Origin of the sequence: Streptomyces sp. NPDC057950, from assembly GCF_042887295.1 — a bacterium.
Lineage (GTDB): Bacteria > Actinomycetota > Actinomycetes > Streptomycetales > Streptomycetaceae > Streptomyces > Streptomyces kaempferi.
The window spans coordinates 236,787-257,919 of record NZ_JBHVPP010000015.1; the positions used below are offsets into that span (position 1 = coordinate 236,787).

General features: G+C 71.7%; 19 protein-coding genes. 5 read left to right on the forward strand and 14 right to left on the reverse strand.

Annotated elements, in window-relative coordinates; all coding sequences use genetic code 11:
• The first annotated feature begins 21 nt into the window (after positions 1 to 21).
• The gene (locus ACFVTC_RS25100; protein WP_390130504.1) at positions 22 to 669 is read left to right on the forward strand and encodes a TIGR03086 family metal-binding protein; all 648 of its coding nucleotides are present in this window, start codon (positions 22 to 24) and stop codon (positions 667 to 669) included.
• A 130-nt stretch (positions 670 to 799) separates the two neighbouring features.
• Here the strand turns inward: ACFVTC_RS25100 and ACFVTC_RS25105 are convergent, their stop codons facing one another.
• From ACFVTC_RS25105 to ACFVTC_RS25125, 5 genes are all read right to left on the reverse strand, one after another.
• Positions 800 to 2,314 (reverse strand): FAD-binding oxidoreductase, encoded by a 1,515-nt coding sequence (locus tag ACFVTC_RS25105; RefSeq protein WP_390130506.1) that lies wholly within the window; start codon positions 2,312 to 2,314, stop codon positions 800 to 802.
• Between the two features lie 179 nt (positions 2,315 to 2,493).
• On the reverse strand, positions 2,494 to 4,194 hold the full coding sequence (locus ACFVTC_RS25110; RefSeq protein ID WP_390130507.1) for an NAD(P)/FAD-dependent oxidoreductase: 1,701 nt from the start codon (positions 4,192 to 4,194) through the stop codon (positions 2,494 to 2,496).
• Between the two features lie 132 nt (positions 4,195 to 4,326).
• Positions 4,327 to 5,802 carry an FAD-dependent monooxygenase gene (locus tag ACFVTC_RS25115; protein WP_390130509.1) on the reverse strand — a complete coding sequence of 492 codons (1,476 nt, stop codon included), beginning with the start codon at positions 5,800 to 5,802 and terminating at the stop codon, positions 4,327 to 4,329.
• Between the two features lie 209 nt (positions 5,803 to 6,011).
• On the reverse strand, positions 6,012 to 6,407 hold the full coding sequence (locus ACFVTC_RS25120) for a pyridoxamine 5'-phosphate oxidase family protein (protein ID WP_390130511.1): 396 nt from the start codon (positions 6,405 to 6,407) through the stop codon (positions 6,012 to 6,014).
• A 19-nt stretch (positions 6,408 to 6,426) separates the two neighbouring features.
• Entirely contained in the window at positions 6,427 to 7,917 is a 1,491-nt protein-coding gene (locus tag ACFVTC_RS25125; protein WP_390130512.1) for an MFS transporter, read from the reverse strand.
• A 137-nt stretch (positions 7,918 to 8,054) separates the two neighbouring features.
• Here ACFVTC_RS25125 and ACFVTC_RS25130 point away from each other — a divergent pair, with 137 nt between their 5' ends.
• Positions 8,055 to 8,552, forward strand: a complete 498-nt coding sequence (locus tag ACFVTC_RS25130; RefSeq protein WP_390130513.1) for a winged helix-turn-helix transcriptional regulator — start codon at positions 8,055 to 8,057, stop codon at positions 8,550 to 8,552.
• Between the two features lie 43 nt (positions 8,553 to 8,595).
• On the opposite strand, the gene ACFVTC_RS25135 is transcribed toward ACFVTC_RS25130, so the two are convergent.
• The 3 genes from ACFVTC_RS25135 to ACFVTC_RS25145 all read right to left on the reverse strand — a co-directional run bounded on the left by ACFVTC_RS25135 (position 8,596) and on the right by ACFVTC_RS25145 (position 11,050).
• Positions 8,596 to 9,132: a flavin reductase family protein gene (locus tag ACFVTC_RS25135; RefSeq protein WP_248002019.1), complete on the reverse strand. Its 537-nt coding sequence runs from the start codon at positions 9,130 to 9,132 to the stop codon at positions 8,596 to 8,598.
• 110 nt (positions 9,133 to 9,242) lie between these two features.
• Positions 9,243 to 10,613 (reverse strand): cation:proton antiporter, encoded by a 1,371-nt coding sequence (locus ACFVTC_RS25140; protein ID WP_390130516.1) that lies wholly within the window; start codon positions 10,611 to 10,613, stop codon positions 9,243 to 9,245.
• Positions 10,610 to 11,050, reverse strand: a complete 441-nt coding sequence (locus ACFVTC_RS25145) for a nuclear transport factor 2 family protein (protein ID WP_390130517.1) — start codon at positions 11,048 to 11,050, stop codon at positions 10,610 to 10,612. The genes ACFVTC_RS25140 and ACFVTC_RS25145 overlap by 4 nt, the downstream gene beginning before the upstream one ends.
• Positions 11,051 to 11,263: 213 nt before the next feature.
• Here ACFVTC_RS25145 and ACFVTC_RS25150 point away from each other — a divergent pair, with 213 nt between their 5' ends.
• The 3 genes from ACFVTC_RS25150 (at position 11,264) to ACFVTC_RS25160 (ending at position 14,013) form a co-directional block, all read left to right on the forward strand.
• Entirely contained in the window at positions 11,264 to 11,959 is a 696-nt protein-coding gene (locus tag ACFVTC_RS25150) for an antibiotic biosynthesis monooxygenase family protein (protein ID WP_390130518.1), read from the forward strand.
• Between the two features lie 297 nt (positions 11,960 to 12,256).
• Positions 12,257 to 13,210 (forward strand): aromatase/cyclase, encoded by a 954-nt coding sequence (locus ACFVTC_RS25155; protein ID WP_390130520.1) that lies wholly within the window; start codon positions 12,257 to 12,259, stop codon positions 13,208 to 13,210.
• Complete coding sequence (locus tag ACFVTC_RS25160) at positions 13,207 to 14,013, forward strand: 4'-phosphopantetheinyl transferase family protein (protein WP_390130522.1); 807 nt, start codon at positions 13,207 to 13,209, stop codon at positions 14,011 to 14,013. The genes ACFVTC_RS25155 and ACFVTC_RS25160 overlap by 4 nt, the downstream gene beginning before the upstream one ends.
• A 146-nt stretch (positions 14,014 to 14,159) precedes the next feature.
• Here the strand turns inward: ACFVTC_RS25160 and ACFVTC_RS25165 are convergent, their stop codons facing one another.
• The 6 genes from ACFVTC_RS25165 to ACFVTC_RS25190 all read right to left on the reverse strand — a co-directional run bounded on the left by ACFVTC_RS25165 (position 14,160) and on the right by ACFVTC_RS25190 (position 21,133).
• A complete protein-coding gene (locus ACFVTC_RS25165; RefSeq protein WP_168529092.1) occupies positions 14,160 to 14,396 on the reverse strand; it encodes an acyl-CoA carboxylase subunit epsilon in 237 nt (78 codons plus the stop codon).
• 31 nt (positions 14,397 to 14,427) lie between these two features.
• On the reverse strand, positions 14,428 to 15,996 hold the full coding sequence (locus ACFVTC_RS25170) for an acyl-CoA carboxylase subunit beta (RefSeq protein ID WP_390130524.1): 1,569 nt from the start codon (positions 15,994 to 15,996) through the stop codon (positions 14,428 to 14,430).
• Between the two features lie 58 nt (positions 15,997 to 16,054).
• On the reverse strand, positions 16,055 to 16,360 hold the full coding sequence (locus ACFVTC_RS25175; protein WP_148014262.1) for an acyl carrier protein: 306 nt from the start codon (positions 16,358 to 16,360) through the stop codon (positions 16,055 to 16,057).
• Positions 16,361 to 16,773: 413 nt separating this feature from the next.
• Positions 16,774 to 17,661, reverse strand: coding sequence for an alpha/beta hydrolase (locus ACFVTC_RS25180; RefSeq protein WP_390130560.1), 888 nt, complete (start codon positions 17,659 to 17,661; stop codon positions 16,774 to 16,776).
• A 198-nt stretch (positions 17,662 to 17,859) separates the two neighbouring features.
• Positions 17,860 to 19,335, reverse strand: coding sequence for an FAD-dependent monooxygenase (locus ACFVTC_RS25185; protein WP_390130526.1), 1,476 nt, complete (start codon positions 19,333 to 19,335; stop codon positions 17,860 to 17,862).
• A 130-nt stretch (positions 19,336 to 19,465) separates the two neighbouring features.
• Positions 19,466 to 21,133, reverse strand: a complete 1,668-nt coding sequence (locus ACFVTC_RS25190) for an FAD-dependent monooxygenase (protein ID WP_390130528.1) — start codon at positions 21,131 to 21,133, stop codon at positions 19,466 to 19,468.

Consider the following 21,133-nt stretch of genomic DNA (forward strand, 5'->3'; position numbering starts at 1 on the left):
TTTGACATCGACGATGAACACATGACTCACGACACGACTGACGACCTGGCCCGGACCACGACGCCCGCCGCACCCGCCGCCGCATCCGCCGCCGCCCCGCCCGCCGACCCCCGTGGCGGCCTGTTCAAGGCCGTCGACCTGACCGGCCGCACGCTCGCCGCGCTCCGCCCCGAGCAGTACGACACCGTCACCCCGTGTCCCGACTACACGGTCCGCGACATGGCCAACCACGTGGTGTCGGTGCTGCGCCGGGTCGCCGTCCTGGGCGCCGGCGGCTCCTTCATGAGCGTTCCGCACTTCGCCGAGGACGTCGCCGACGGGGACTGGGCCAAGGCCTGGGCAGCGGCGACGCAGGAGTTCGACGCCGTCTGGCGGGACCCGGCCGTGCTGGGCCGCCAGATCGGTCTGCCCTGGGGCCCGGTCCCCGGCGTGGTCGCCTCGGTGATCTACACCAACGAGTTCGTGCTGCACGCCTGGGACCTGGCCAAGGCCACCGGCCAGACCCCCGAGTGGGACCCGGAGATGCTCGCCGCGCCGCTGGCCTCCATGCACCGGGCGGTGCCCGCGGAACCCCGCGGTGGCCAGGTGCCGTTCGGACCGGTGGTGGAGGTGCACGAGAACGCTCCCGACATCGACAGGTTGGTGGGCTGGTACGGCCGCCGTCCCTGACGGGGCGCCGGAGCGGACCATCGAGCGAGCCGGCCGCCGGACACCGGTCCGGCGGCCCCTCGCGGTCCGCGGTTCACATGGATCACCGAGGTCACCGAGGTCACGGTGGCGGCGGAGCGCCGCGCACTTCTCAGGCCCCGATGCCCTGGGCGAACCTGAAGTACCGGTGCGGGTCGTACTTGGCCTTCACGATCGACAGCCGGGCGTAGTTCTCGGCGTAGTACGACTGCCGCCAGTCCGTCAGCTCGGCGTCCATCCAGTTCTGGTACGTCTCACCGTTCGACAGCGGATCGATGGTGGCGAACCCGTGGTCGACCCAGCCCGTGGCGACACTCCTGGCCTCCGCGGTCACCTGCGCCGGATCGTTGACGAGAACCCGGTAGTTGACGGAGAAGAGCGAGTCGCGGTGCACGTACGCCGTGTCGGTGCGGGCCGGGTCGTTGGCCGCGCCGCCGAAGAAGTGGAGGTCGAGGTAGCGGGCCTGGCCGGCCCTGCGGTCGGCGTCGAAGGCCGTCAGCACGTCGGCCCAGTCGCTCTGCGCGTACGGCGCGCGGCCCATCCGGGTCCGCTCCAGGCCGAAGGCGGGCCGGGTCAGCACGCCGTTCGGGGACTTGCCGGCGCGCTGGCACTGGTCCTCGGTCAGCGTGCCGCAGCCGAAGATCATCATCATGACCTGCTGGTACGTCATGACCGCGTCCTGGCGGGCCGTCACCGCGCCGGTGAGCGCCAGCAGCCGCGCGGACTCCGAGGCCAGTTCGGCCGGGGTGCCGCGGGAGGCGAGGAAGACGTTGAGCGCCGGTACGGTGCCGGGCGCGGCGTCCGGCTGGACGAGGTAGGCGCCGCCGCCGATGGTGCGGGGCGCGTCGACCAGCCACTGGCCGACCCCGTGCAGCACGTCGGCGGCACGGTCGTACGGGAAGATCAGGTTGCTGATCGCCATCTGGTCGCCCTCGTGCGGGGTGACCGTGAAGCGGGTGACGACACCGAAGTTGCCGCCACCGCCGCCGCGGATCGCCCAGAACAGGTCGGAGTGACTGGTCGGCGACGCGGTGACCACCCGGCCGTCGGCGAGGACCACCTCGGCCGAGGTGACCGCGTCGCAGGCCATGCCCAGCGGGCGGGTCAGGAAGCCGAAGCCGCCGCCCTGGAGGAAACCGCCGGCCGACACGGTGGGGCAGCCGCCCTCGCTGACCACCAGGCCGTGCGGGGCGAGGGCGTTGAGTATCTCGACGTTCTTGGCGCCGGGGCCGATGTCGACCGTGCCGTTGCCCACGGTGATCGCGTTCAGCCGCGAGACGTCGATGATCAGGCCGGGCGTGGTCGAGTAGCCCGCGAAGCTGTGGCCGCCGCTGCGGACGGCGGACGGCAGGCCGTAGGTCTGGGCGAAGCGCAGGGCGACGGAGACGTCGGCGGAGCTGACGCAGTACGCCACGGCCCGCGGGTTGACGGCGTCGAACTGGCCGAGCTCCAGTTGCTTGGCCACGGCGTACGCGGAGTCGGTGGGCAGCACCAGACGGCCCTGGAGCTTGCCCGCGAGGGTGCTCCAGGGCGTGGAGCCGGAGCCCGCGAGGACGGGGCTGGTGGGCAGGACGGCCAGGCCGACGGCGGCGGATCCCGCGCCGATCAGTGCTCTACGAGTGATCACGGATGTCCCAAGGGTTCTAGGAGACGGTGGTTGCCAGTGGGGGAGAACGCGAGAGGAGGGGGCGGCGCCGGGCCCACGGGGGGAGGGTGGGCCCGGCGCCGCGTCCGGGGGGGCGGAGCAAGGGACTTGGCGGCGCCGGAGGGGTCGGCCGGGGCCGGACGGGTCGGCCGGGGCCGGGGTCAGGAGACCTTGCGGCCCTTCATGCCCTGCTTGACGACTCCGGCGAGCATCGAACGGCCGAGGTCGCGCATCTCCTTGGGGCCGGAGGTGCTCGCCCACCACATGAACTTCATCATCGTGGGCGTGGTGGCCCGGAAGAACCGGAGGTCCTCGGGGCCCTTCCAGCCGAACGGGGTGTTGACCGACTCACAGTCGCGGATCGCCTCGAAGACGATGTCCGCGGCCTTGTCACCGTCGATCTCGCCGGCCTCGTACCGCTCGCAGGTCTCGGCGGTGATGTCGAAGAGGACCTTGAAGGCGTGGCTGTCCGGCCACCACAGGCCGGTGTACGGCGCCTTCTCCATCTCCTTGAAGTGCCGGTCGTCACCGTCGAACTGGAAGTTCTGGCGCGCCATGATCTGCCGCATGGTGGCCGGGGTGGTGAAGCAGGCCCAGACCCGGAACACCGCGTTCCACAGCCGGAAGTGGCTGAAGGCGATGTACGAGCTGTTGACGATCTTGTCGTTGTACTCCAGGAGTCCCTGCTCCAGGCGCTCGACGTACTCGAAGCGCTCCTCGGTGAAGTCGTTCTCGCGCAGGGCGTCCAGGATCCGGTAGGCGAGCGCGTCGACGACCTCGAAGGTGTTGGACAGGCCGCGTGAGTACAGCGGGTCTATGAAGCCGGCCGCGTGCGACATCAGGCACCAGCGGGCGCCGATGGTGCGCTTGGAGGAGTACTGGATCCGGTCGGTGGAGACCCACTCGCGGATCCGCTTGGCACCGTCGAACTGCCGCTTCACCGCCGGGTACATGTCCAGGTAGTGGTTGAACTCCTGGTCCGGCGTCATGTCCTTCGGCTTGGGGTACAACCGCTCGTCGAAGGTCAGACCGACACTGCAGGCCGGGTTCTTGGAGTCCTTGTAGTTGTCGAACGGGATGATCCAGAACCAGCCGCGCTCGATGAGGTGGTGCAGGGTGCCGCCGTGGAAGGGCGACTCGGCGGGCGGGCGGAGCGCGTCCGGGTAGTTGCACACGTCGTCGTACGGCTTGATGCCCACGTAGTGGGTGAAGAGCGAGCGGGCGTGGTGCTTGTGGCGGGGCGGGTTCTCGCGCAGGTCGAACTTCTCGGCCAGCGGGGAGCGGAAGCCACTCGCGTCGATCAGGTACTTGGCGCGGAAGACCTCACCGTTCCTGCCGGTGATCGTGACGCCGTCGTCGTCGACGTCCAGGTCGGTGGCGAACCAGTTCTGGCGCAGGGTGCAGCCGTACTTGGCGGCGACGTTCAGATAGTGCGAGTCGGTGTCCTGGCGGAAGAGGTGCACGGCCTCGGTGAGCATCTTCGGGATGACGAACATCGTCGCCTCGCGCGGGTCCGGCTCGCGGTTCGGCCGCTGCGTGACGAAGCCGAAGCTCTGCTTGCGCCCGTGTGTCGGACCGATGTGCTCGGTGACCGCCTTCACGTCCAGCATGTGCTTGATCTCGGGCACGTCGTAGCGCACGGCCAGGATGTGCAGCCACTCGACGAGCTGCGGGTTCTGGGACTCGCCGACGGCGAACCGGGGATGCTGCCCCGCGTCGATGAGCACCACGTCGGCGCCCTGACGGGCCAGGATCGCTCCCATGATCGAGCCCGCGAGGCCCGACCCCAGGATGGCTACGTCGCATTCGGTCCACTCGGCGGCCTTGTCGGCCTTCTTCGCTTCCTCAGCCTTGGTGGGCAAGACCGCACTCCTCTTTCTCGTTTCACGGACGGATTCGGATGGGTGGCGCGCGTCCTACGGGGGTCCGGGTCGACCGGTCGACCGGTCGGCAGATCGGGGATCGGCAGATCGGGGATCGGCGGATCGGGTGGTTCAGGCGGCGTCGCGGGGCTCGCCGAACCACCGGGCGAGCGCGTCGGTCAGTCCCTCGGCGGAGCCGTCGGCGCCGACCCAGGCGACATAGCCGTCAGGGCGTACGAGGAGGTCGTCGGCCGGGGCTGCGGCGTCGGGCCGCGTCGCGGTGACGACGTCGACGCGGTCGGCCCAGCCGGCCGCGGCCTCGCGCAGCGCGGCGCTGTCGTGCAGGTCGAGCAGGACCGGACGGCCCGCGTGCAACTGCTCATAGGTGGTGGTCTTGTCGTCGCCGACCAGCAGGTCCTGGTCGGGCAGCCGGCGGCCGAGCAGCGGGTGGCCGCCCTCGACGGCTCCGTAGGTGATGTCGAGGCCGGTGACCAGACCGACGAGGTGACGCCGTACGTCCTCGATCCGGACCAGCTCGGCGAACAGGTCGCGCAGCGGCTGGGCCTCGGGGCCGCCGAGGTAGAGGGTGCGCTGGACGAGGGTGTTGTGGACGATGCGGGCGCCGACCGGGTGGCGCTCGGAGTGGTAGGTGTCGAGCAGGCCCGCGGGGGCGTGGCCCTTGACGGCCGCGGCGAGCTTCCAGCCCAGGTTCACCACGTCGCCGACGCCCGCGCTGATGCCCTGGGCGCCGATCGGCAGGTGGATGTGGGCGGCGTCGCCGGCCAGGAAGACCCGGCCCTTGCGGTACTCGGCGGCGTGCCGGCTGGCGTCGGTGAAGTAGCTGGTCCACAGCGGCCGGGCACCGCTGATGTCCTCGCCGGTGACCCGCTGGAAGGCGGCGGCCACCTCCTCGAAGGTGGGCGGCTCCTGGGTGGGACGGACGCCCGCGCCGCGCTCGAAGACCACCACGCGGGTGGCACCCGGGCCGAGCGGCAGGACGACGACCATGCCGGCCTCGCCGACCTCGCCGGTGGGGCGCAGCCGCAGCTGGACGCCGGCGACGTCGGCCATCTTCATCTCGATGGTGGCGCCGACCCCGGGGAAATCGATCCCGGCCAGGTGGCGGACGGTGCTGCGGGCTCCGTCGCAGCCGACGACGTACGCGGCGCGCAGGGTTTCCACTCCCTCGGGCCCCGCGACCTCGACCCGGACGCCGTCCTCGTCCTGCGTCACGCCGATGACCTCGTGGCCGCGGCGGATGTCGGCGCCGAGCCGCGTCGCCCACGTGGCGATGATGGCCTCGGTGCGCGACTGCGGAACTCCGCGGACCCCGAAATTGCCGCCCTCGACAATGCGGTAGTCGATGGGAAGTCCACCGAAATGGCCACCAGGTATGGTCTCCAGCGGGCCGAATTCCCCGAGAAGTCCACGCTGGCCGAATTCCTCGATCGTGCGGGCCGAGAACCCCAGGGCGCGGGACTGCTGCATCGGCTGTTCCAGCCGGTCGAGCACGATGACCGAGAGACCCGAGAGGCGGAGTTCCCCCGCGAGCATGAGCCCCGAGGGTCCTGCACCGGCAACGATCACATCGGCATTGAAAGCGTCCATATTCCCTCTCCCGCTGGCGTTTTCTCCAGTATTCCGAGGGTTCCCGAGAAGCTGAATGGCCGCCGGTACAGAGCTCTGACAAGTTCTGACAAGTTCGTCAGAGGCCCGGCGGCTACCGGGTGGTACCGGGCGCGGACCACGGGCGGGACACGCGAAAGGGTGCCGGAAACGTCCTCCGGCACCCTCGCGTCCGCTCGGCTCCCCCGGGTTCAGTACAGGCCCATCACCCGGTCCACCGCGATCTCGATGACCGCCAGGCCCGGCGGCTGCGGCGGCTGGGACCAGTACCGCTTGGCGTAGCGGCGCATCCCCTCCACCACCCGGGGCGGGTCGGTGGAGACGGTCGCCGGGCCCTCGAGGGTGATCCAGCGGGGCCCCACCAGCTGGCACACGGCGGCCCGGCCGCCGGCCGCGGCCAGCAGGTTGCGGGACTTGCGGCGGTGCACGGTGGTCATCACCCGGGCCAGGCCCGCCTCACCGTCCCAGGTGAACCGTACGGGCGCCACGTGCGGTGTGCCGTCCGGGCGCAGGGTGGTCAGGGTGCACAGGGCGTTCTCGGCGAGGAACTCCTCCGCCGCGGCGGACAGGGGCAGGTGCTTGGACATGGCCGGGTCCGTTCTTCCGTCAGGCGTGCGCGGGCACGGCCGAGGACTGCTCAGAGGACTTGGTCAGCGGCAGCAGCACCAGGGTCACCAGGAAGGCGGCCGCGGCGAAGCAGGCACCGACGAGGAACGCGTCGTGGAAGACGGTCGTACGGGCGTCCTGGACCAGGGCCGGGACGCCGTGCGCCTTGGCCGTCAGCTCGTCGACGCGGCGGAAGGCGTAGGTCGCCGCGACGGCCAGGCCGAGCGCGCCGCCGACTTCCTGGGCGGTGTTGATGAGGCCGGCGGCCAGACCCGACTCGCGCTCCTCGATCCCGGCGAACGCCGAGACCTGCAGCGGGACGAAGGACATGCCGAGCCCGAGGCCCATGAGGACGAAGGCGGGCAGCACGTCCGTCAGGTACGAGGCGTCGGACGGGGTGCGCCACAGGAGCATCATGCCGGTCGCGGCGAGCGCGAGACCGACCAGCAGGACGGGCTTGGCGGCGACCTTGGTGACGACCTGGGAGGCGATGCCGGCGCCGACCGCGGTGAGCACCGCGAGCGGCACGTAGGCGAAGCCGGTCTTGACGGCGGAGTAGTCCAGGACCTGCTGCATGAAGAGGCTGGCGAAGAAGAACAGGGTCACGCAGGTGCCGAGCAGCAGGACGGCGATGACGTTGGCGGCGCGCAGCGAGGGGCGGCGGAAGACACCGAGCGGCATCAGCGGCTCCTTGGCGCGACGCTCGATCAGTACGAAGGAGACGAGCAGGAGCGCGGAGAGGACGAAGCCGCCGACGACCCGGCCGGTCGGGACGTCGGAGTCGGAGACGGTCTGGCCGAGGGTGAAGATCAGCGCGACCAGGCCACCGGTGAGGGTGACGGCACCGGCGACGTCGAAGGACCTGCTGCGTTGGGCGGAGCGGCTCTCGCCGACGACCATCGGGGCGACCAGGGCGCCGATGATGCCGATCGGCACGTTGATGAAGAAGATCCAGCGCCAGCCGGGACCGTCGGTGAGCAGGCCGCCGAGGGTGACGCCGGCGACGGCGGCGAGACCGCTGAGCGCGCCCCAGGCGCCGAGGGCCTTGTTGCGGGCCGGGCCCTCCTCGAAGTTGTTGGTCAGCAGGCTGAGCGCGGCGGTGGCGATGAACGCGGCGCCCAGACCCTGCGCGCCGCGGGCGCCGATCAGCATCGCGGCGTTCTGGGCGACCCCGGCGAGCAGGGAGGCGCCGGCGAACAGGAGCAGGCCGGTCTGGAGCATCCGGCGGCGGCCGAGGGTGTCGGCGAGCCGGCCGGTCAGCAGCAGGAAGCCGCCCAGGAGCATGCCGTAGGTGGTGACCACGTACTGCAGCGCGGTCGTGGAGATGTTGAGTTCGTCCTCGATGGTCGGCAGGGCGACGTTCACGATCGAGACGTCGAGGAAGGTCATGAAGCCGGCCAGGCAGAGGAAGGCCAGGATGAGTCCGGGGCGGCGCACCGGCCCGGAGTCGCCCGCCACCGCGGGGCTGTGGGTGGACTCTTGGATGGACATGTCACTCCCTAGGAGCATGAGGATTCTGGGACGGGGACGTGCGGGGAGGTGCGGTTATCGCTGGCTTCTCGGAAGCTAGCATCCTGAGTAAAGTAGGTACCTAGAGGAAAGTGACTTCCCGGAAGGTGATGATCGGTATGAAGAGCACCGCGGTCAGGAACGGCGGCGCCACACCCGTGGGCGCCACGCGCGTGGGGGACAGCGCCGTCGCGGACGCCACCCCGGTCCCGGCCGGCCCCGAAGCCGCCCACGCGGCCGCGGCCGGCTCCCGCCAGCCCTGCCTGATCGAGCCGGTCCTCGACATCGTGTTCAGCCGCTGGACCACGCCGATCCTGTGGACGCTGAACGCCTTCGGCACCCAGCGCTTCGTGGAACTGCAGCGCAACATCGGCACCATCACGCCGAAGGTGCTGACCCAGCGGCTGCGTCAGCTGGAGCGCGACGGGCTGGTGATCCGCACGTACTTCCCCGAGGTGCCGCCCCGGGTGGAGTACCAGATCAGCGACCTGGGACGGACCCTGGCGCCGCTGTTCGCCTCGCTCACGGACTGGTCGACGGTGCACCTGCCACTGGTGGAGCAGGCCCGTCAGGACTTCGACTCGGCGGAGGAGCAGGCCGCGGCCCGTCGCCCCTGAGCCCGGTCCGCCCGCCGCCGCACCGCCCGCCTTCGCCACCGGGTCACCGGCCGGGCAGGACCCGGTCGTCGCCGAGCTCCCGCATGGCGCCCTGGAAGAAGATCAGCGGGTCCTCCTCCCCGGCGGGCGCGCCCAGAGAGACGACCTCGCCGAGCAGGATGGTGTGGTCGCCGCCGTCGTACTCGGCGGCCAGCCGGCACTCCAGGTGTGCCAGCGCCTCGCTGAGCACCGGCAGATCGTGGACCGACCCGTGGTGCGGCACCTCCTCGATCCGGGCGGTCCGTCGGCCGGCGAACGCCCAGGCCACCGGTTCCTGCCGCTGCGTCAGGAAGTTCACGACGAAGCCGCCGGACTCCTGGACCACCGGCAGCAGCCGGGAGTTGTGGTGCAGGCAGATGAGCACCAGCGCCGGCTCCAGGGAGACCGAGGTGAAGGAGTTCACCGTGGCGCCCGCGGCGTTCTCGCCGCTGCCCGAGGTGATCACCGTGACACCGGTGGCGAAGTGCCCGCACACGGTGCGCAGCGCACGGCCGTCGACCGGACCGAGCTGCTCGGGGATGGCTTGCGAAACGGGTATCACGACAGCCCTCTCGTTCTCGGATACGGGTTGCGGGTTGCGGGTTGCGGGTTGCGGGTTGCGGGTTGCGGGTTGCGGAGGTACGCGCGCGCTCCGGACCGGGTGCGCGGGATTCAGCCGCGTGGGCGGATGAAGTCCCCGGCGGCCTCCGGGCCGTAGGGGGTCGGCTCCCCTGGCGCCCTGGATGCCCCGGACGCCTTCGACGCTTCCGGTGCCTCGGACACGTCGGCCGCCACCGGACGGCGCCGGGACAGCAGCGGTCCCGCCATCGCCGTCGTGACGAGGGCCATGATCACGAGCATGGTGAACATGCGTCCGTCGAGCACGCCCAGGCTCACCGCGGCGTTGAGGATGATGAGTTCGGTCAGACCCCGGGTGTTCATGAGCAGCCCCAGGTCCTTCGCCTCCCGCCAGGAGAACCCGGCCAGCCGCGCCGGAAGGATCGCGCCGACCAGCTTGCCTGCGCAGGCCACCACGATGATCGCGACGAGCGCGACGACGTCGCCGGAGGTGAGCGCGCCGAGGTCCACGCCGAGCCCGGTGACGATGAAGAAGACCGGGAGCAGCACGACGCTGACGTGGTCCATGGGCTTGCGCAGATGCTCGGCCAGGACCATCGCGGGCTCACGGGGCATCACGAACCCGAACAGGAAGGCCCCGAAGATGGCGTGGATACCGATCCAGGTGGTCAGCCAGGCCGAGGTCAGGGCGCCCGCGCAGAGCACCGCGAGCAACGCGGACCAGCGCTCGGTGGCGGCCCAGCGCCAGACCAGACGGGCCACCAGCGGCCGTACGACGAGCAGCATCCCCGCGACATAGGCGGCGCTGCAGAGCCCGATGCGGGCGAGGTCGGCGTAGTTGCCGTCCGCCGTGACCAGGGCGGAGACGTACGCCAGCAGGCACCAGGCGAGCAGGTCGTCGATGGCGGCGCTGGCCAGCGAGAGGGAGCCGGCCCGGGTGTCCAGGAGCTTGTTCTCGGTGAGGATGCGCGCCAGCACCGGGAAGGCCGTCACCGACATCGCGGTGCCGATGAAGGTGGCGAACGCGACGAAGGAGATGTGGTGCCCGGCCACGGTGGCGTGCTCGTCGTACAGGAACGGGGCGAGCGCCACCCCCAGGCCGAAAGCCGTCGCGATCGACGACAGCGAGACGCCCGCGGCGAGCCGGGCGTGCGGCCGGATCAGCCGCTTCTCGAACTCCCAGCCGACCACGAACATGAACAGGATCAGGCCGACCTGGGAGACCGCGGACAGCAAGGGCCGCACGTCGACGGGGAAGAGACGCTCGGTCAGGTTCCCCGGCAGCAGACCGAGGACGCTGGGCCCGAGCAGGATGCCCGCGGTGATCTCACCGACCACCACCGGCTGGCGCAGCTTCTGCGCCAGCCGGCCGAGCGCGGCACCCGCCACGAGCACCACCCCGATGTCGGCGAGCATGATCGCGAGCTTCATGTCCTGGGCGCTGGCCGCCGCCAGAGTCGTCATCGGGGCTCCTGGGATCGGGGCGGGGTCCCGCGGCTCCACAGCACGCGGAAGGTCAGGGACGAGAGCCGCCAGCCCTCGGCGGCGCGGCGGGCCTCACCGGTGGCGAGGGTGCCGACCTGGAACAGGGGCTCGTCCGCCGCACCCGGGTGGTGGACATGCGTCGAGACGAGGTTGGCGCGCAGCGTGGCCCGCTCGCCGTCGAGGGCGACGGCCGCGGGTGAGCCCAGGTGCTGGGTGGCGGCGAAGGCCGTCAGCGCGTCACGGTGGTAGCCGGCGAGTCCTTCGAGACCCTCGTGCCGGCTCATGGGGAACTCGACCAGGGCGTCCTTCGTGAAGAGCCCCCGCGCCCACGCGTCGTCGAGTTCGTCGTCGTCGAGACCGATGAGGTACCGGTCCAGGAGAGTGGATATCTCTGATTCTTCCGGGCCTGGCTGCATTACCCGAGCATGGCGCCCGCGCCAATCGGCGACCAAGGCCGTTTTTCACAGCTCTGACGAAGTGGGGAAAGATCTGACACCCCCCTCGAACAATTGACAAATGAGCCGTCATTCCTGAACCGCGGAGCCTTTCACATGGACAGATCCGCTTGTCATGCTGCATTCGTACCTCCATTCGCAACTCACCTTTCCTCGAACGGAAGAGACGAGAGAATGCCGAAGATCGCAGCCGATGGTCAGCACCTGACCGTTCTCAACCTGTTCTCGACCGACGCCGCCGAGAAGCAGGTCAAGCTGCTCGCCGCGATGCGCCAGATCGTCGACACGGCGGCCTATGAGGGCTGGATGTCCAGCACGGTGCACGCCGGACAGGACAAGCCGGGAACGGCCAACTTCATCCAGTGGCGCAGCACCGAGGACCTGGAGAGCCGGTACGCGGGCGAGGAGTTCAAGCACCGCACCCTGCCGCTCTTCGGCGAGATCACCACGTCGATCCGTCTGCTCCAGAACGAGATCGCCTTCACCCAGCAGAAGCCGGAGCTGGGCGGCGTCACGGAGATCTCCCCGGACCGTGACGACTACACGTCCATCGAGCTGTTCGGTGTGCTGCCGGCCGACCAGGAAGACCTGATCGACGCTCTGGGCGAGTCCCAGACCTGGCTGGCCGACGTCCCCGGTTACCGCACCCACACGGTTCTGCGCGGCCTGCGTGCCCGCGGTATCGACGGCAAGTTCGTCGTCGTCTACTCCCAGTGGGACAGCAAGGAGGCGTACGACGCCTTCCGTTCCGTGCCGCAGGGGGAGCGCTCACCGGAGCGTCAGAAGGTCGACGCCCGCGTCGCCGCCCTGCAGACCTGGCAGGACGAGAACACCTACCGGGTCGTGCACACCCGCGCCGCGGGCGAGTGAACCACCCGGCGGCGGGCCGGGCGGGCGGCGGCCGGCCCGTCGCCTGGTCCTGACGCGTCACCGCACGGCAGGAGCCGGCCGCCGGTTTCACGTGAAACAACGTCCTTCCGTGCCGTACGGCGGAAGGACGTCCACCAAGATCGCGCACGGACGCGGACACATGGGCGCGTTCCCGACCCCACTGGCCGGCCGCTGCCGGGAACTCCCCCGCCCGGCAGCGGCTTTTCCGTCCGGCATCGTTCCCGGCCCGCCCCGTCCCGTCCGCGCGCACCGCACCAGGACGAGGAGACAGCAAGCATGGAGCACCCGGGCATGCGCCAGGTCGCGCACGAGATCGACGTCACGGTTCCGGCGGACACGGTCCACCGGTTGATCGCCGAGGTGGGGAACTGGCCCCGGATCTTCCCCTCGGTCGTCCACGTCGAGCACGAGGAGGCCCCCGAGGGCGAGGAACGGCTGCGGATCTGGGAAACCGCGCCGTCCGCGGAGGGCGGGCCGTACAGCCGCCCGCTGCGCCGGATCGTCGAACCCGCCGCGCTGCGGGTCAACTTCCAGCACCTGGTCACCGAGGCGCATGTCGCCGGGATCGGTGGGGCCTGGCTCGTCGAGCCGCTGGGGGAGAACGCCTCCCGGGTGCGGCTGCTGCACGAGTTCCGGGCCGAGGGCGACACCCCCGAGGCACTGGACAGGATCGGCGCCGAGGTCGACCGCGGCGCCCGCGCACAGCTCGCGGCGCTGAAGGAGAACGCCGAGCGTGATGTCGCCGATGCCGGACTGACGTTCTCCTTCGAGGACACCGTCCTGGTCGACGGTTCGGCGAAGGACGTCTACGCCTTCATCAACGAGGCCCATCTGTGGTCCGAGCGACTGCCCCACGTCGCCACCGTCCGCCTGGAGGAGACCACCCCCGGCCTGCAGACCCTGGAGATGGACACCCGCGCCAAAGACGGCTCCGTCCACACCACCAAGTCCTACCGCGTGACCTTCCCCCACCACCGCATCACCTACAAACAGGTCACCCTCCCCGCACTCATGACCCTCCACACCGGCCACTGGACCTTCACCGACACCGACGAAGGCGTCACCGCCACCTCCCAGCACACCGTCACCCTCAACACCGACAACATCACCACCGTCCTCGGACCCGACGCCACCCTCACCGACGCCCGCACCTACGTCCACACCGCCCTCTCCACCAACAGCCGCGCCACCCTCACCCACGCCAAAGCCCACGCGGAGAGCAGGCGTTGACCCCGGCCGTGCGCCGGCTCGCCGTGGCGCGGGGGGAGCTGGACGTGTGGCTGCTGCCACCGCCCGACTCACCGCGTGATGTCCCGTACGACGAGCTCGACGCGTACGAGCGAGGGAGGGCCGACTCCTACCGCCGGCCCGACGACCGCCAGATGTACGCCGCGGCGCATGTGGGACTGCGCCGGGTCCTGGCCGGATACACCGGTATCGAACCGAGCCGGCTCCACCTCGCCGGCGAACGGCACAAGGGCAACGGTGAACGGCACGGCCGGCCTGCGGTGCTCGGGGTGCCCGGCGGCGCCCCCCAGTTCTCGCTCTCGCACAGCCACGGTCTGGCGATCGTGGTGGTGGCCGAGACACGGGTGGGCGCCGACGTGCAGCGGCTGCCGTCGGCCGAGACCGTCGATGTGTGTCTGCCGGCGCTGCACCCCTCCGAACGGGAGGAGCTCGGGAAGCTGCCCGAACACGAGCGGACCATGGCCTTCGGGCGGCTGTGGACACGGAAGGAGGCGTATCTCAAGGGCCTGGGCACCGGGCTGACGCGAGGCGCCGACCTCGACTACCTCGGCGAGGCCGGACTCGCCGAGCGGCCGACGGGCTGGGTGGTGGGCAACCTTCCACTGTGTTCCACCCATATCGCCGCGGTGGCCCTGGCCGGCGCGGGGGACCGGCCCGTCGCCGTTCGCGCGGTGCCCACCGCGTATCTGTACGCCCCGGACGCGGTCGCACGCCTTGTGCGGATGCAACCGGGGCTGCGTTCCATGCTCCGGGACCCCGCCGAGCACGGGGACCTCGAGCGCTGAGAGCGCGCCCCGCGGGGAACGGACCTCCACGACCGGCCACGACCGGGCCGCGGATTCCCCGGCCCCGCACAGCCCACGGTCGAAGGGCCGGAGAGTTCCTGGGAACTCTCCGGCCCTTCGTCGTGCTCCACCCCCGTGCGCTCCGCTCAGGCCGCCGCTCGCCAGGTGCGCGGACCGTCGAAGCCGGTGATCCTCTCGGGCCGCCGCCACAGGGCGACGACCTGGTGCCTGCGGGCGAGATCGTCCGGTACGACGCCGGGGCCGGCGGTCACCGCCATGAGCACGGCGGTCAGCGCGGCCAGTTCCTCCGGCGAAGGGCAACCACGCTCGATCCGGAAAAGCGGACCGGCCACGGGGTCGGTGTCAGGGTGCTGTGCGGTCATGGATCCTCCCTCACTCACTCTTCGGGGCCGCTCACTGAGGCGGGTTGCCGTGCTTGCGGCGGGGCAGTTCGGCGTGCTTGGCGACGAGCATCGACAGCGAACGGGCCAGGACCGCCCGGGTCTCGCGCGGATCGATGACGTCATCGACCAGCCCACGCTCGGCGGCGTAGTAAGGGTGGACCAACTCCCTCTTGTATTGGTCGATTTTCTCTCTACGCATCGCGTCGGAGTCGTCCGCGGCCGCGATCTCCCTGCGGAAGACGACGTTGGCGGCGCCCTCCGCACCCATCACCGCGATCTCGTTCGTCGGCCAGGCCAGCGCGATGTCGGCTCCGATGGACCGGGAGTCCATCACGATGTACGCGCCGCCGTACGCCTTGCGCAGCACCACGGAGACCCGCGGCACGGTCGCGTTGCAGTACGCGTACAGGAGCTTCGCGCCGCGCCGGATGATGCCTTCGTGCTCCTGGTCCACGCCCGGCAGGAACCCGGGCACGTCGACCAGCGTGACCAGCGGGATGTTGAAGGAGTCGCAGAACTGGACGAACCGTGCCGCCTTCTCGCTCGCCTTGATGTCCAGCACCCCCGCCATGGCCGCCGGCTGGTTGGCGACGATCCCCACGGTGTGGCCGTCGACACGGGCCAACGCGCAGACGATGTTCGTCGCCCAGCCAGCGTGCACCTCCACGAAATCGCCGTCGTCGACGAGCTCCTCGACGACCGCCCGCATGTCGTACGAACGGTTCCCGTCGTGCGGCACCAGGTCGAGCAGCGCGTCCCCCGACCGGTCGCCCGGGTCGCCGCTGACGTGACGGGGCGGCAGTTCACGGTTGTTGGACGGCAGGAGCGACAACAGATAGCGCACCTCGGCGAGGCAGCTCTCCTCGTCGTCGTGCACGAAGTGCGCCACCCCGGAGACCTCGCCGTGGACGTCGGCGCCGCCGAGCCCGTTCTGGCTGATCTCCTCCCCGGTGACCGCGCGGACCACGTCCGGCCCGGTGATGAACATCTGCGAGATGTCCCGGACGGCGAAGACGAAGTCGGTCAGGGCGGGCGAGTAGGCCGCGCCGCCCGCGCACGGGCCCAGCATGACGCTGATCTGCGGGATCACCCCGCTCGCCCGGGTGTTGCGCTGGAAGATGCCGCCGTAGCCGGCCAGCGCGGAGACACCTTCCTGGATCCGGGCGCCCGCGCCGTCGTTGAGCGACACCAGGGGCGCACCTGCGGCGATGGCCATGTCCATGATTTTGTGGATCTTGCAGGCGTGGGCCTCACCGAGCGCGCCGCCGAAGACGCGGAAGTCGTGCGCGTAGACGAAGACGGTACGGCCCTCCACCGTGCCCCAGCCGGTGATCACACCGTCGCCGTAGGGCTTCTTGGCCTCCAGGCCGAAGCCCGTGGCCCGGTGCCGGCGCAGCGGTTCGACCTCCTGGAAGCTGCCCTTGTCCAGCAGCAGCTCGATGCGTTCGTGCGCGGTCAGCTTGCCCTTGGCGTGCTGGCGTTCGGTGGCCTTCGGGTCCTGTCCGGCACGTGCGGTGTCCTTGCGTTCGGCCAGCTCCATCAGTCGGCCGTCGAGTTCCATGGGTATCGCGGGCTCCATCTGGGGATCTCCCCTTCACATGTATTGAGAGGTCTGAGAAGGACTGGATACGGGCACGTCAGCGGGCGAGCAGCGCGGTCAGTTCACCGACGGTGCTCTCCCGGAGCACCTCGGCGGGCACCTCGGCGTCGAGGGCCCGCCGGATCCGGCGCCCCAGGTGCAGGGCGTCGAGCGGGTCGAGCCCCTGACCCCGCAGCGACAGGGCGGGCGAGAGCCGGTGGCCCGGCGGGACCGCGAGCAGGTCGTGCAGTTCGAGCCGGAGGCAGTGGCCGATGGCACCGGCCCGCTCGTCGGGGGTCATGGCGCGCAGGGCGACCGGGTCGGGAAGCCGGTCTAGCCAACTGCACGGGTTCTCTTCGCTCATGGGGCTGCCTTTCGTGGTGGGGGCCGGGCCCGGCCCAGTGCCGGACGTGACCGGTGGCTGTTCAGGAGACGGCGTGTCCGCCCCGCGAGCAGCACCGTGAGCGCCGCCGTCGACGAGGCGGTCCCTCCCACGGGGAGGCCGGAGCGCGCACCGTGCCGGACGGTGAGCCGGCCCACGAGGAGAGCACCGAGCGGGTGAGTCCTTGCAGGACGAGCGTGTCGAGCGCCCTCACCCGGCCGCGGTGGTCGGCGGCCCGGACGAAGCAGAGGGTGGCGAAGCGGGTCAGGAACAGCAGGACGGCCGCCCACCCCCAGGTGGGCGACCGGTCGGCCGCGCTCTCGAGGAGTCCGAGGGCGAGCGCGGAGCCCCGGTGACGGTCCGGACGGCCGCGCGGCCGCGAGGTGCGGCCGCCGTCAGAGGGTGCCGGACGGGCCCGCGGTCCGGCGCGCGAGACACTGCTCGAAGAACGCGAACGCGCGCAGGTGGTACGTACGGGCCGCCCAGCCCAGGCTGATGTTGTGACCCGCGCCGGGCTGGCGGTCGACGGAGGCGGACGGTGCCGAGGCGAAGTGCGCGGTGAGGTCGGCGACCGTGTCCTCGTCGTGGTGCCACCACAGTTCCTGCTCGGCGAAGGTCAGCCGCACCGGGACCCGCACCGCGGCAGCCGCGACCGGGAACCGGCGCGGCCACTGCACGGCCTCGGCCCGCTCGCGCGGGGGCATGGGCGCGACCATGGCCTCCGCCGCGCGGAAGGTGTTCGGCGGATAGAAGCGCAGGGCGCCCCAGTTCCGTTTCCAGTTCCGGTGCCGGTGCGGGTCGGGCCCGTTGCCCGGGTCGACCGCGTAGTCGCGGCCGAGTCCGGAGATGTCGAGTCCGAGCAGCGGCGGTACGGCCGGATCCGGGTCGCCGGCCTGACAGGCCGCGTACGTCAGCGCCAGCTTGCCGCCGAAGGAGTGCGCGAGCAGGAACACCCCGGCGCCCGTCTCGGCGCGCCCGGCCAGATGCCGGAGCGCCGCGTGCAGCGCACCGGCCTGCTCGGCCAGGGTCTGCCCGCCCGGGGCGTCCGCGGCGGACAGCCCGTAGCCGGGCCGGTCGACGGCGACCATGGTGTAGCCGAGCCGGGCGCCGAGGGCGAGCAGTGAGACGTCGGGGTGGGCCTGCCCGTCGAAATAGGCCGCGCTCATCCCTCCGCCGTGCACCGCGACGACGGTGGCCCGCGGCGGGCCGGCCGGCTGGGCGATCAACGCGGAGAGCGTGACCTCACCGGCCTGCAGGGCCACGGGACGGACGCCCGGCGACATGGCCGAGCCCGGCACGGACGAGCCGGATACGGGCAGGCCGGATACGGGCAGGCCGGATACGGGCAGGCCGGATACGGACGAGGGGATGGTCTCGGCCGTGGGAACGCTCACTGGGTTACTTCCTCTCGTGGTCGTGCTCTGGTGTGCGGGCTCTCGTGGTCACCGGGACGCGGCTGCCGTCGGCGTGGGCGCCGGATCTCAGCCGCCCTCCGGCGCGCCGAACCAGCGGTGCAGCGCGGCGGACAGCTCCGCCGTTCCGGTGTCCGCCCAGGCGACGTAGCCGTCGGGGCGGACCAGCAGCGCGGTGGCCCCGCCGAAGGCGTCAGGGTCCCGCGGGGTACCGGTGACGACGGTGACGCGGTCCTTCCAGCGGGCCGCGGCCCCCCGTGCCACGGAGTCGTCGGCGAAGTCGAGCAGAAGGCCCTGGGCCGGGTGCAGCAGTTCGGGCGTACGGACCTCGCCCGCGGCGGTGTCCAGCGCGCGCGGCGGCAGCCGCCGGCCGATCAGCGGATGTCCGCCGTCGCCGAGGTCGTAGTGGACGTCGAGATGGCTGACCACACCGGCCAGATGACGCTTGACGCTGTCGTGGCCGATGAGTTCGGCGAACAGGTCGCGCAGCGGCTGGGACTCGGGGCCGCCGAGGAAGACCGTGCCCTGCGCTCGGGTGTTCATCAGCAGCCGGGCGCCGACCGCGTGGCGTTCGCCGTGGTAGGTGTCCAGCAGGTCCTGGGGTGCCGTGCCCCGCACGGTCGCGGCCAGTTTCCAGCCGAGGTTCACCGCGTCCTGGACCCCGGTGCTCAGGCCCTGGCCGCCCGCCGGGAGATGGATGTGCGCGGCGTCGCCCACGAGCAGCACCCGGCCGCGCCGGTACTCGGTGACCTGCCGGGTGGCGTCCGTGAACGAGCTGACCCAGTCGGCGCCCCCGCCGGAGATGTCCTCCCCCGTCAACCGCAGCCAGGCCGCGGCCACTTCGGAGAACTCCGGGGTCTCGCTGCGGTCGGCGGGCGGGGTGCCGTGCTCACAGACGATGATCCGGTCCACGCCCTCCTTCAGCGGCGCGGCCATCACCATGCCGCCGGGCAGCCGCTCGCCCAGGAGGCGGGGCCCGACCCGGCAGCCCACCACGTCGGCGAGGTACATGCCCCTGGTGGCGGGGGTGCCGGGGAAGTCGAAACCCGCGGCCCTGCGCACCGGGCTGTGTCCGCCGTCGGCACCCACCAGGTAGGCGGCGCGCAGCACGCGCTGACCGGCGGACGTGGCCAGCGTGACGGTGACCCCGTCCCCGTCCTGCTCCAGCGCCCGGAACTCCCAGCCCCGCCGGATGTCCGCGCCCAGGTCGCGGGCCCATTCCTCCAGCACCTCCTCCGTCCGGGACTGCGGGACGCCTCGGGCCCCGAAGTGGGCGTCCTCCAGGACGGTGTAGTCGAACTGCACGCCGCCGAAGTGGCCCATCGGGCTCTTCTCCAGGCCGCCGAAGCGCGGGACCAGGCCCCGCTGGTCGAACGACTCCATCGCACGGGCGGTGAACCCGAGCCCGCGCGACTGTCCGGTGGGGTGCTCCAGCCGCTCGGCGACGATGACGCTCACCCCGCCCAGCCGCAGCTCCCCGGCCAGCATCAGCCCGGCCGGGCCGGCGCCGACCACGATGACGTCAGCGTCCCTCTGCGCGTCCATGGGTGTCCTTTCCTCGCGCGCGTCGGCGCGCTTCGCATCGATGGGTGGCGTGCGTGCGGTTCCTCGGGTGCGGGTGCGGGTGCGCGCCGGTGGAGCTCGCCGGGGTCCGCGTGCGTTCGTACGGTCTCGCTCAGCCGGCGTCGGCCGGGAAGCCGAACCAGCGGGTCAGCGCCTCGGACAGGCCGTCGGGACGCGGACCGGCCCAGGCCACGTACCCGTCGGGGCGTACGAGGAGGGCCTGGCCCGCGGGGAGCGGACCTCCCGCCTCGGGAGGGCCGGCCACGAGGACGACCCGGTCCGACCAGGGCTCCGCCACCGTGCGCAGCGCCCCGGCCCCAGCGCCGTTCCCGTTCCTGTCCAGGGACAGCAGCAGCCCGCGGCCGGTGCGCAACAGTTCGGTCGTACGGCGCCGCGTGCCGTCCCCCGCGGGCTCCAGCCACGCGTCCGGCAGCCGCCGCCCGAGCAGCGGATGCCCGGCGGCCGTGTCACCGCAGTCGTCGATCCCGGATGCCGCGCCGGCACCGGGGCCGGTGCCGGCCCCGGGATCACGACCCCCCGCCGCTCCCCCGGCGCCCGCGTCGTCCCCGTGGCGCGCGTGGTCCGCGACGCCTCCGACGTCGTACCTGATGCCGAGGCCGCTGATCATCCCGGCCAGGTGCCGGCGTACGTCGTCCACGGCGAGGAGTTCGGTGAGCAGGGCGCGGGCCGGTTCGACCTCCGGGCCGCCGAGCAGCAGCTCGACCTGGGCCCGGATGTTGGCGAGGACCTGACGGCCCACGGTGTGGCGCTCGGTGTCATAGGTGTCGAGGAGTTCCTCGGGGGCACGGCCCCGTACCACCGCGGCGAGCTTCCAGCCGAGGTTGAAGGCGTCCTGGACGCCCAGGTTGAGTGCCTGCCCACCGCTCGGCATCTGCCGGTGCGCCGCGTCCCCGGCGAACAGGACACGGCCGTGCCGGTAGCGCGCGAGCTGCCGGTTGGCGTCACCGAAGGCGTTGACCCACAGCGGGGTGCCGTGGCTGATGTCTTCGCCGGTGACGCGTTTCCACACGTCGGTGACCTCGGTGAAGTCCGGTTCACCGCCGCCGCGTTCGGCGACGGGCCGGCCGAACTCGTGGACCATCACCCGGGTCACCCCGTCCCGGGTGGCGGCGATGGCGAATCCGTGCCGAAGACGCTGGAAGCGCCGGTCGGCGACGCTGATGCCCGAGACGTCCGCCCGCAGCAGTTCGCGTCCGGCGTCCCGCCCGGGGAAGGGGGCCCGCACCAGCCGCCGCACGGTGCTGTCCTCGCCGTCGCAACCGACCAGATAGCGGGCCCGGATACGGACCGGTCCGTAGGGGCCGATGGTCTCGGCCTCCACACCCTCGGCCGCGCCGGCCGCTCCGTCCTCCACGGTCAGGGACAGCAGTTGGTGCCGGCGCCACAGATCCGCGCCGAGGTCGGCCGCCCGGCGCTGCAGCAGCTCCTCGGTGCGGGTCTGGGGCACCTTCCACTGCCCCGGGTACGGGCCGGGCAGCGTCAGGTCGAGCGGCACGCCGCCGAAGTGGCCGCGCGGCTCGCACGGCGGCGTACCGAGTTCGTCCAGCAGCCCGCGCGAGTCGAGGATCTCCATGGTGCGGGCGTGCAGCGTGGAGGCCCGCGACTCGGTGGTCGGGCCGGGGCGCTGGTCGACGACGACCACCTCGGCGCCGCCCAGCCTCAGCTCGGTGGCGAGCATCAGACCGGCGGGGCCCGCTCCGACCACGAGGACGTCGGTGTCCAGGGTGGCCGTGTCGGTGTCCTGATGGACCGTCGTCAT

What these genes read in the sequence shown, in the direction of transcription:
- ACFVTC_RS25100 (WP_390130504.1), top strand. Translation starts at nt 22, where the DNA reads ATGACTCACGACACGACTGACGACCTGGCCCGGACCACGACGCCCGCC.
- ACFVTC_RS25115 (WP_390130509.1), bottom strand. Translation starts at nt 5,802, where the DNA reads ATGGACGCTTTCAATGCCGATGTGATCGTTGCCGGTGCAGGACCCTCG.
- ACFVTC_RS25120 (WP_390130511.1), bottom strand. Translation starts at nt 6,407, where the DNA reads ATGTCCAAGCACCTGCCCCTGTCCGCCGCGGCGGAGGAGTTCCTCGCC.
- ACFVTC_RS25125 (WP_390130512.1), bottom strand. Translation starts at nt 7,917, where the DNA reads ATGTCCATCCAAGAGTCCACCCACAGCCCCGCGGTGGCGGGCGACTCC.
- ACFVTC_RS25130 (WP_390130513.1), top strand. Translation starts at nt 8,055, where the DNA reads ATGAAGAGCACCGCGGTCAGGAACGGCGGCGCCACACCCGTGGGCGCC.
- ACFVTC_RS25140 (WP_390130516.1), bottom strand. Translation starts at nt 10,613, where the DNA reads ATGACGACTCTGGCGGCGGCCAGCGCCCAGGACATGAAGCTCGCGATC.
- ACFVTC_RS25145 (WP_390130517.1), bottom strand. Translation starts at nt 11,050, where the DNA reads ATGCAGCCAGGCCCGGAAGAATCAGAGATATCCACTCTCCTGGACCGG.
- ACFVTC_RS25150 (WP_390130518.1), top strand. Translation starts at nt 11,264, where the DNA reads ATGCCGAAGATCGCAGCCGATGGTCAGCACCTGACCGTTCTCAACCTG.
- ACFVTC_RS25155 (WP_390130520.1), top strand. Translation starts at nt 12,257, where the DNA reads ATGGAGCACCCGGGCATGCGCCAGGTCGCGCACGAGATCGACGTCACG.
- ACFVTC_RS25165 (WP_168529092.1), bottom strand. Translation starts at nt 14,396, where the DNA reads ATGACCGCACAGCACCCTGACACCGACCCCGTGGCCGGTCCGCTTTTC.
- ACFVTC_RS25170 (WP_390130524.1), bottom strand. Translation starts at nt 15,996, where the DNA reads ATGGAGCCCGCGATACCCATGGAACTCGACGGCCGACTGATGGAGCTG.
- ACFVTC_RS25175 (WP_148014262.1), bottom strand. Translation starts at nt 16,360, where the DNA reads ATGAGCGAAGAGAACCCGTGCAGTTGGCTAGACCGGCTTCCCGACCCG.
- ACFVTC_RS25180 (WP_390130560.1), bottom strand. Translation starts at nt 17,661, where the DNA reads ATGTCGCCGGGCGTCCGTCCCGTGGCCCTGCAGGCCGGTGAGGTCACG.
- ACFVTC_RS25185 (WP_390130526.1), bottom strand. Translation starts at nt 19,335, where the DNA reads ATGGACGCGCAGAGGGACGCTGACGTCATCGTGGTCGGCGCCGGCCCG.
- ACFVTC_RS25190 (WP_390130528.1), bottom strand. Translation starts at nt 21,133, where the DNA reads ATGACGACGGTCCATCAGGACACCGACACGGCCACCCTGGACACCGAC.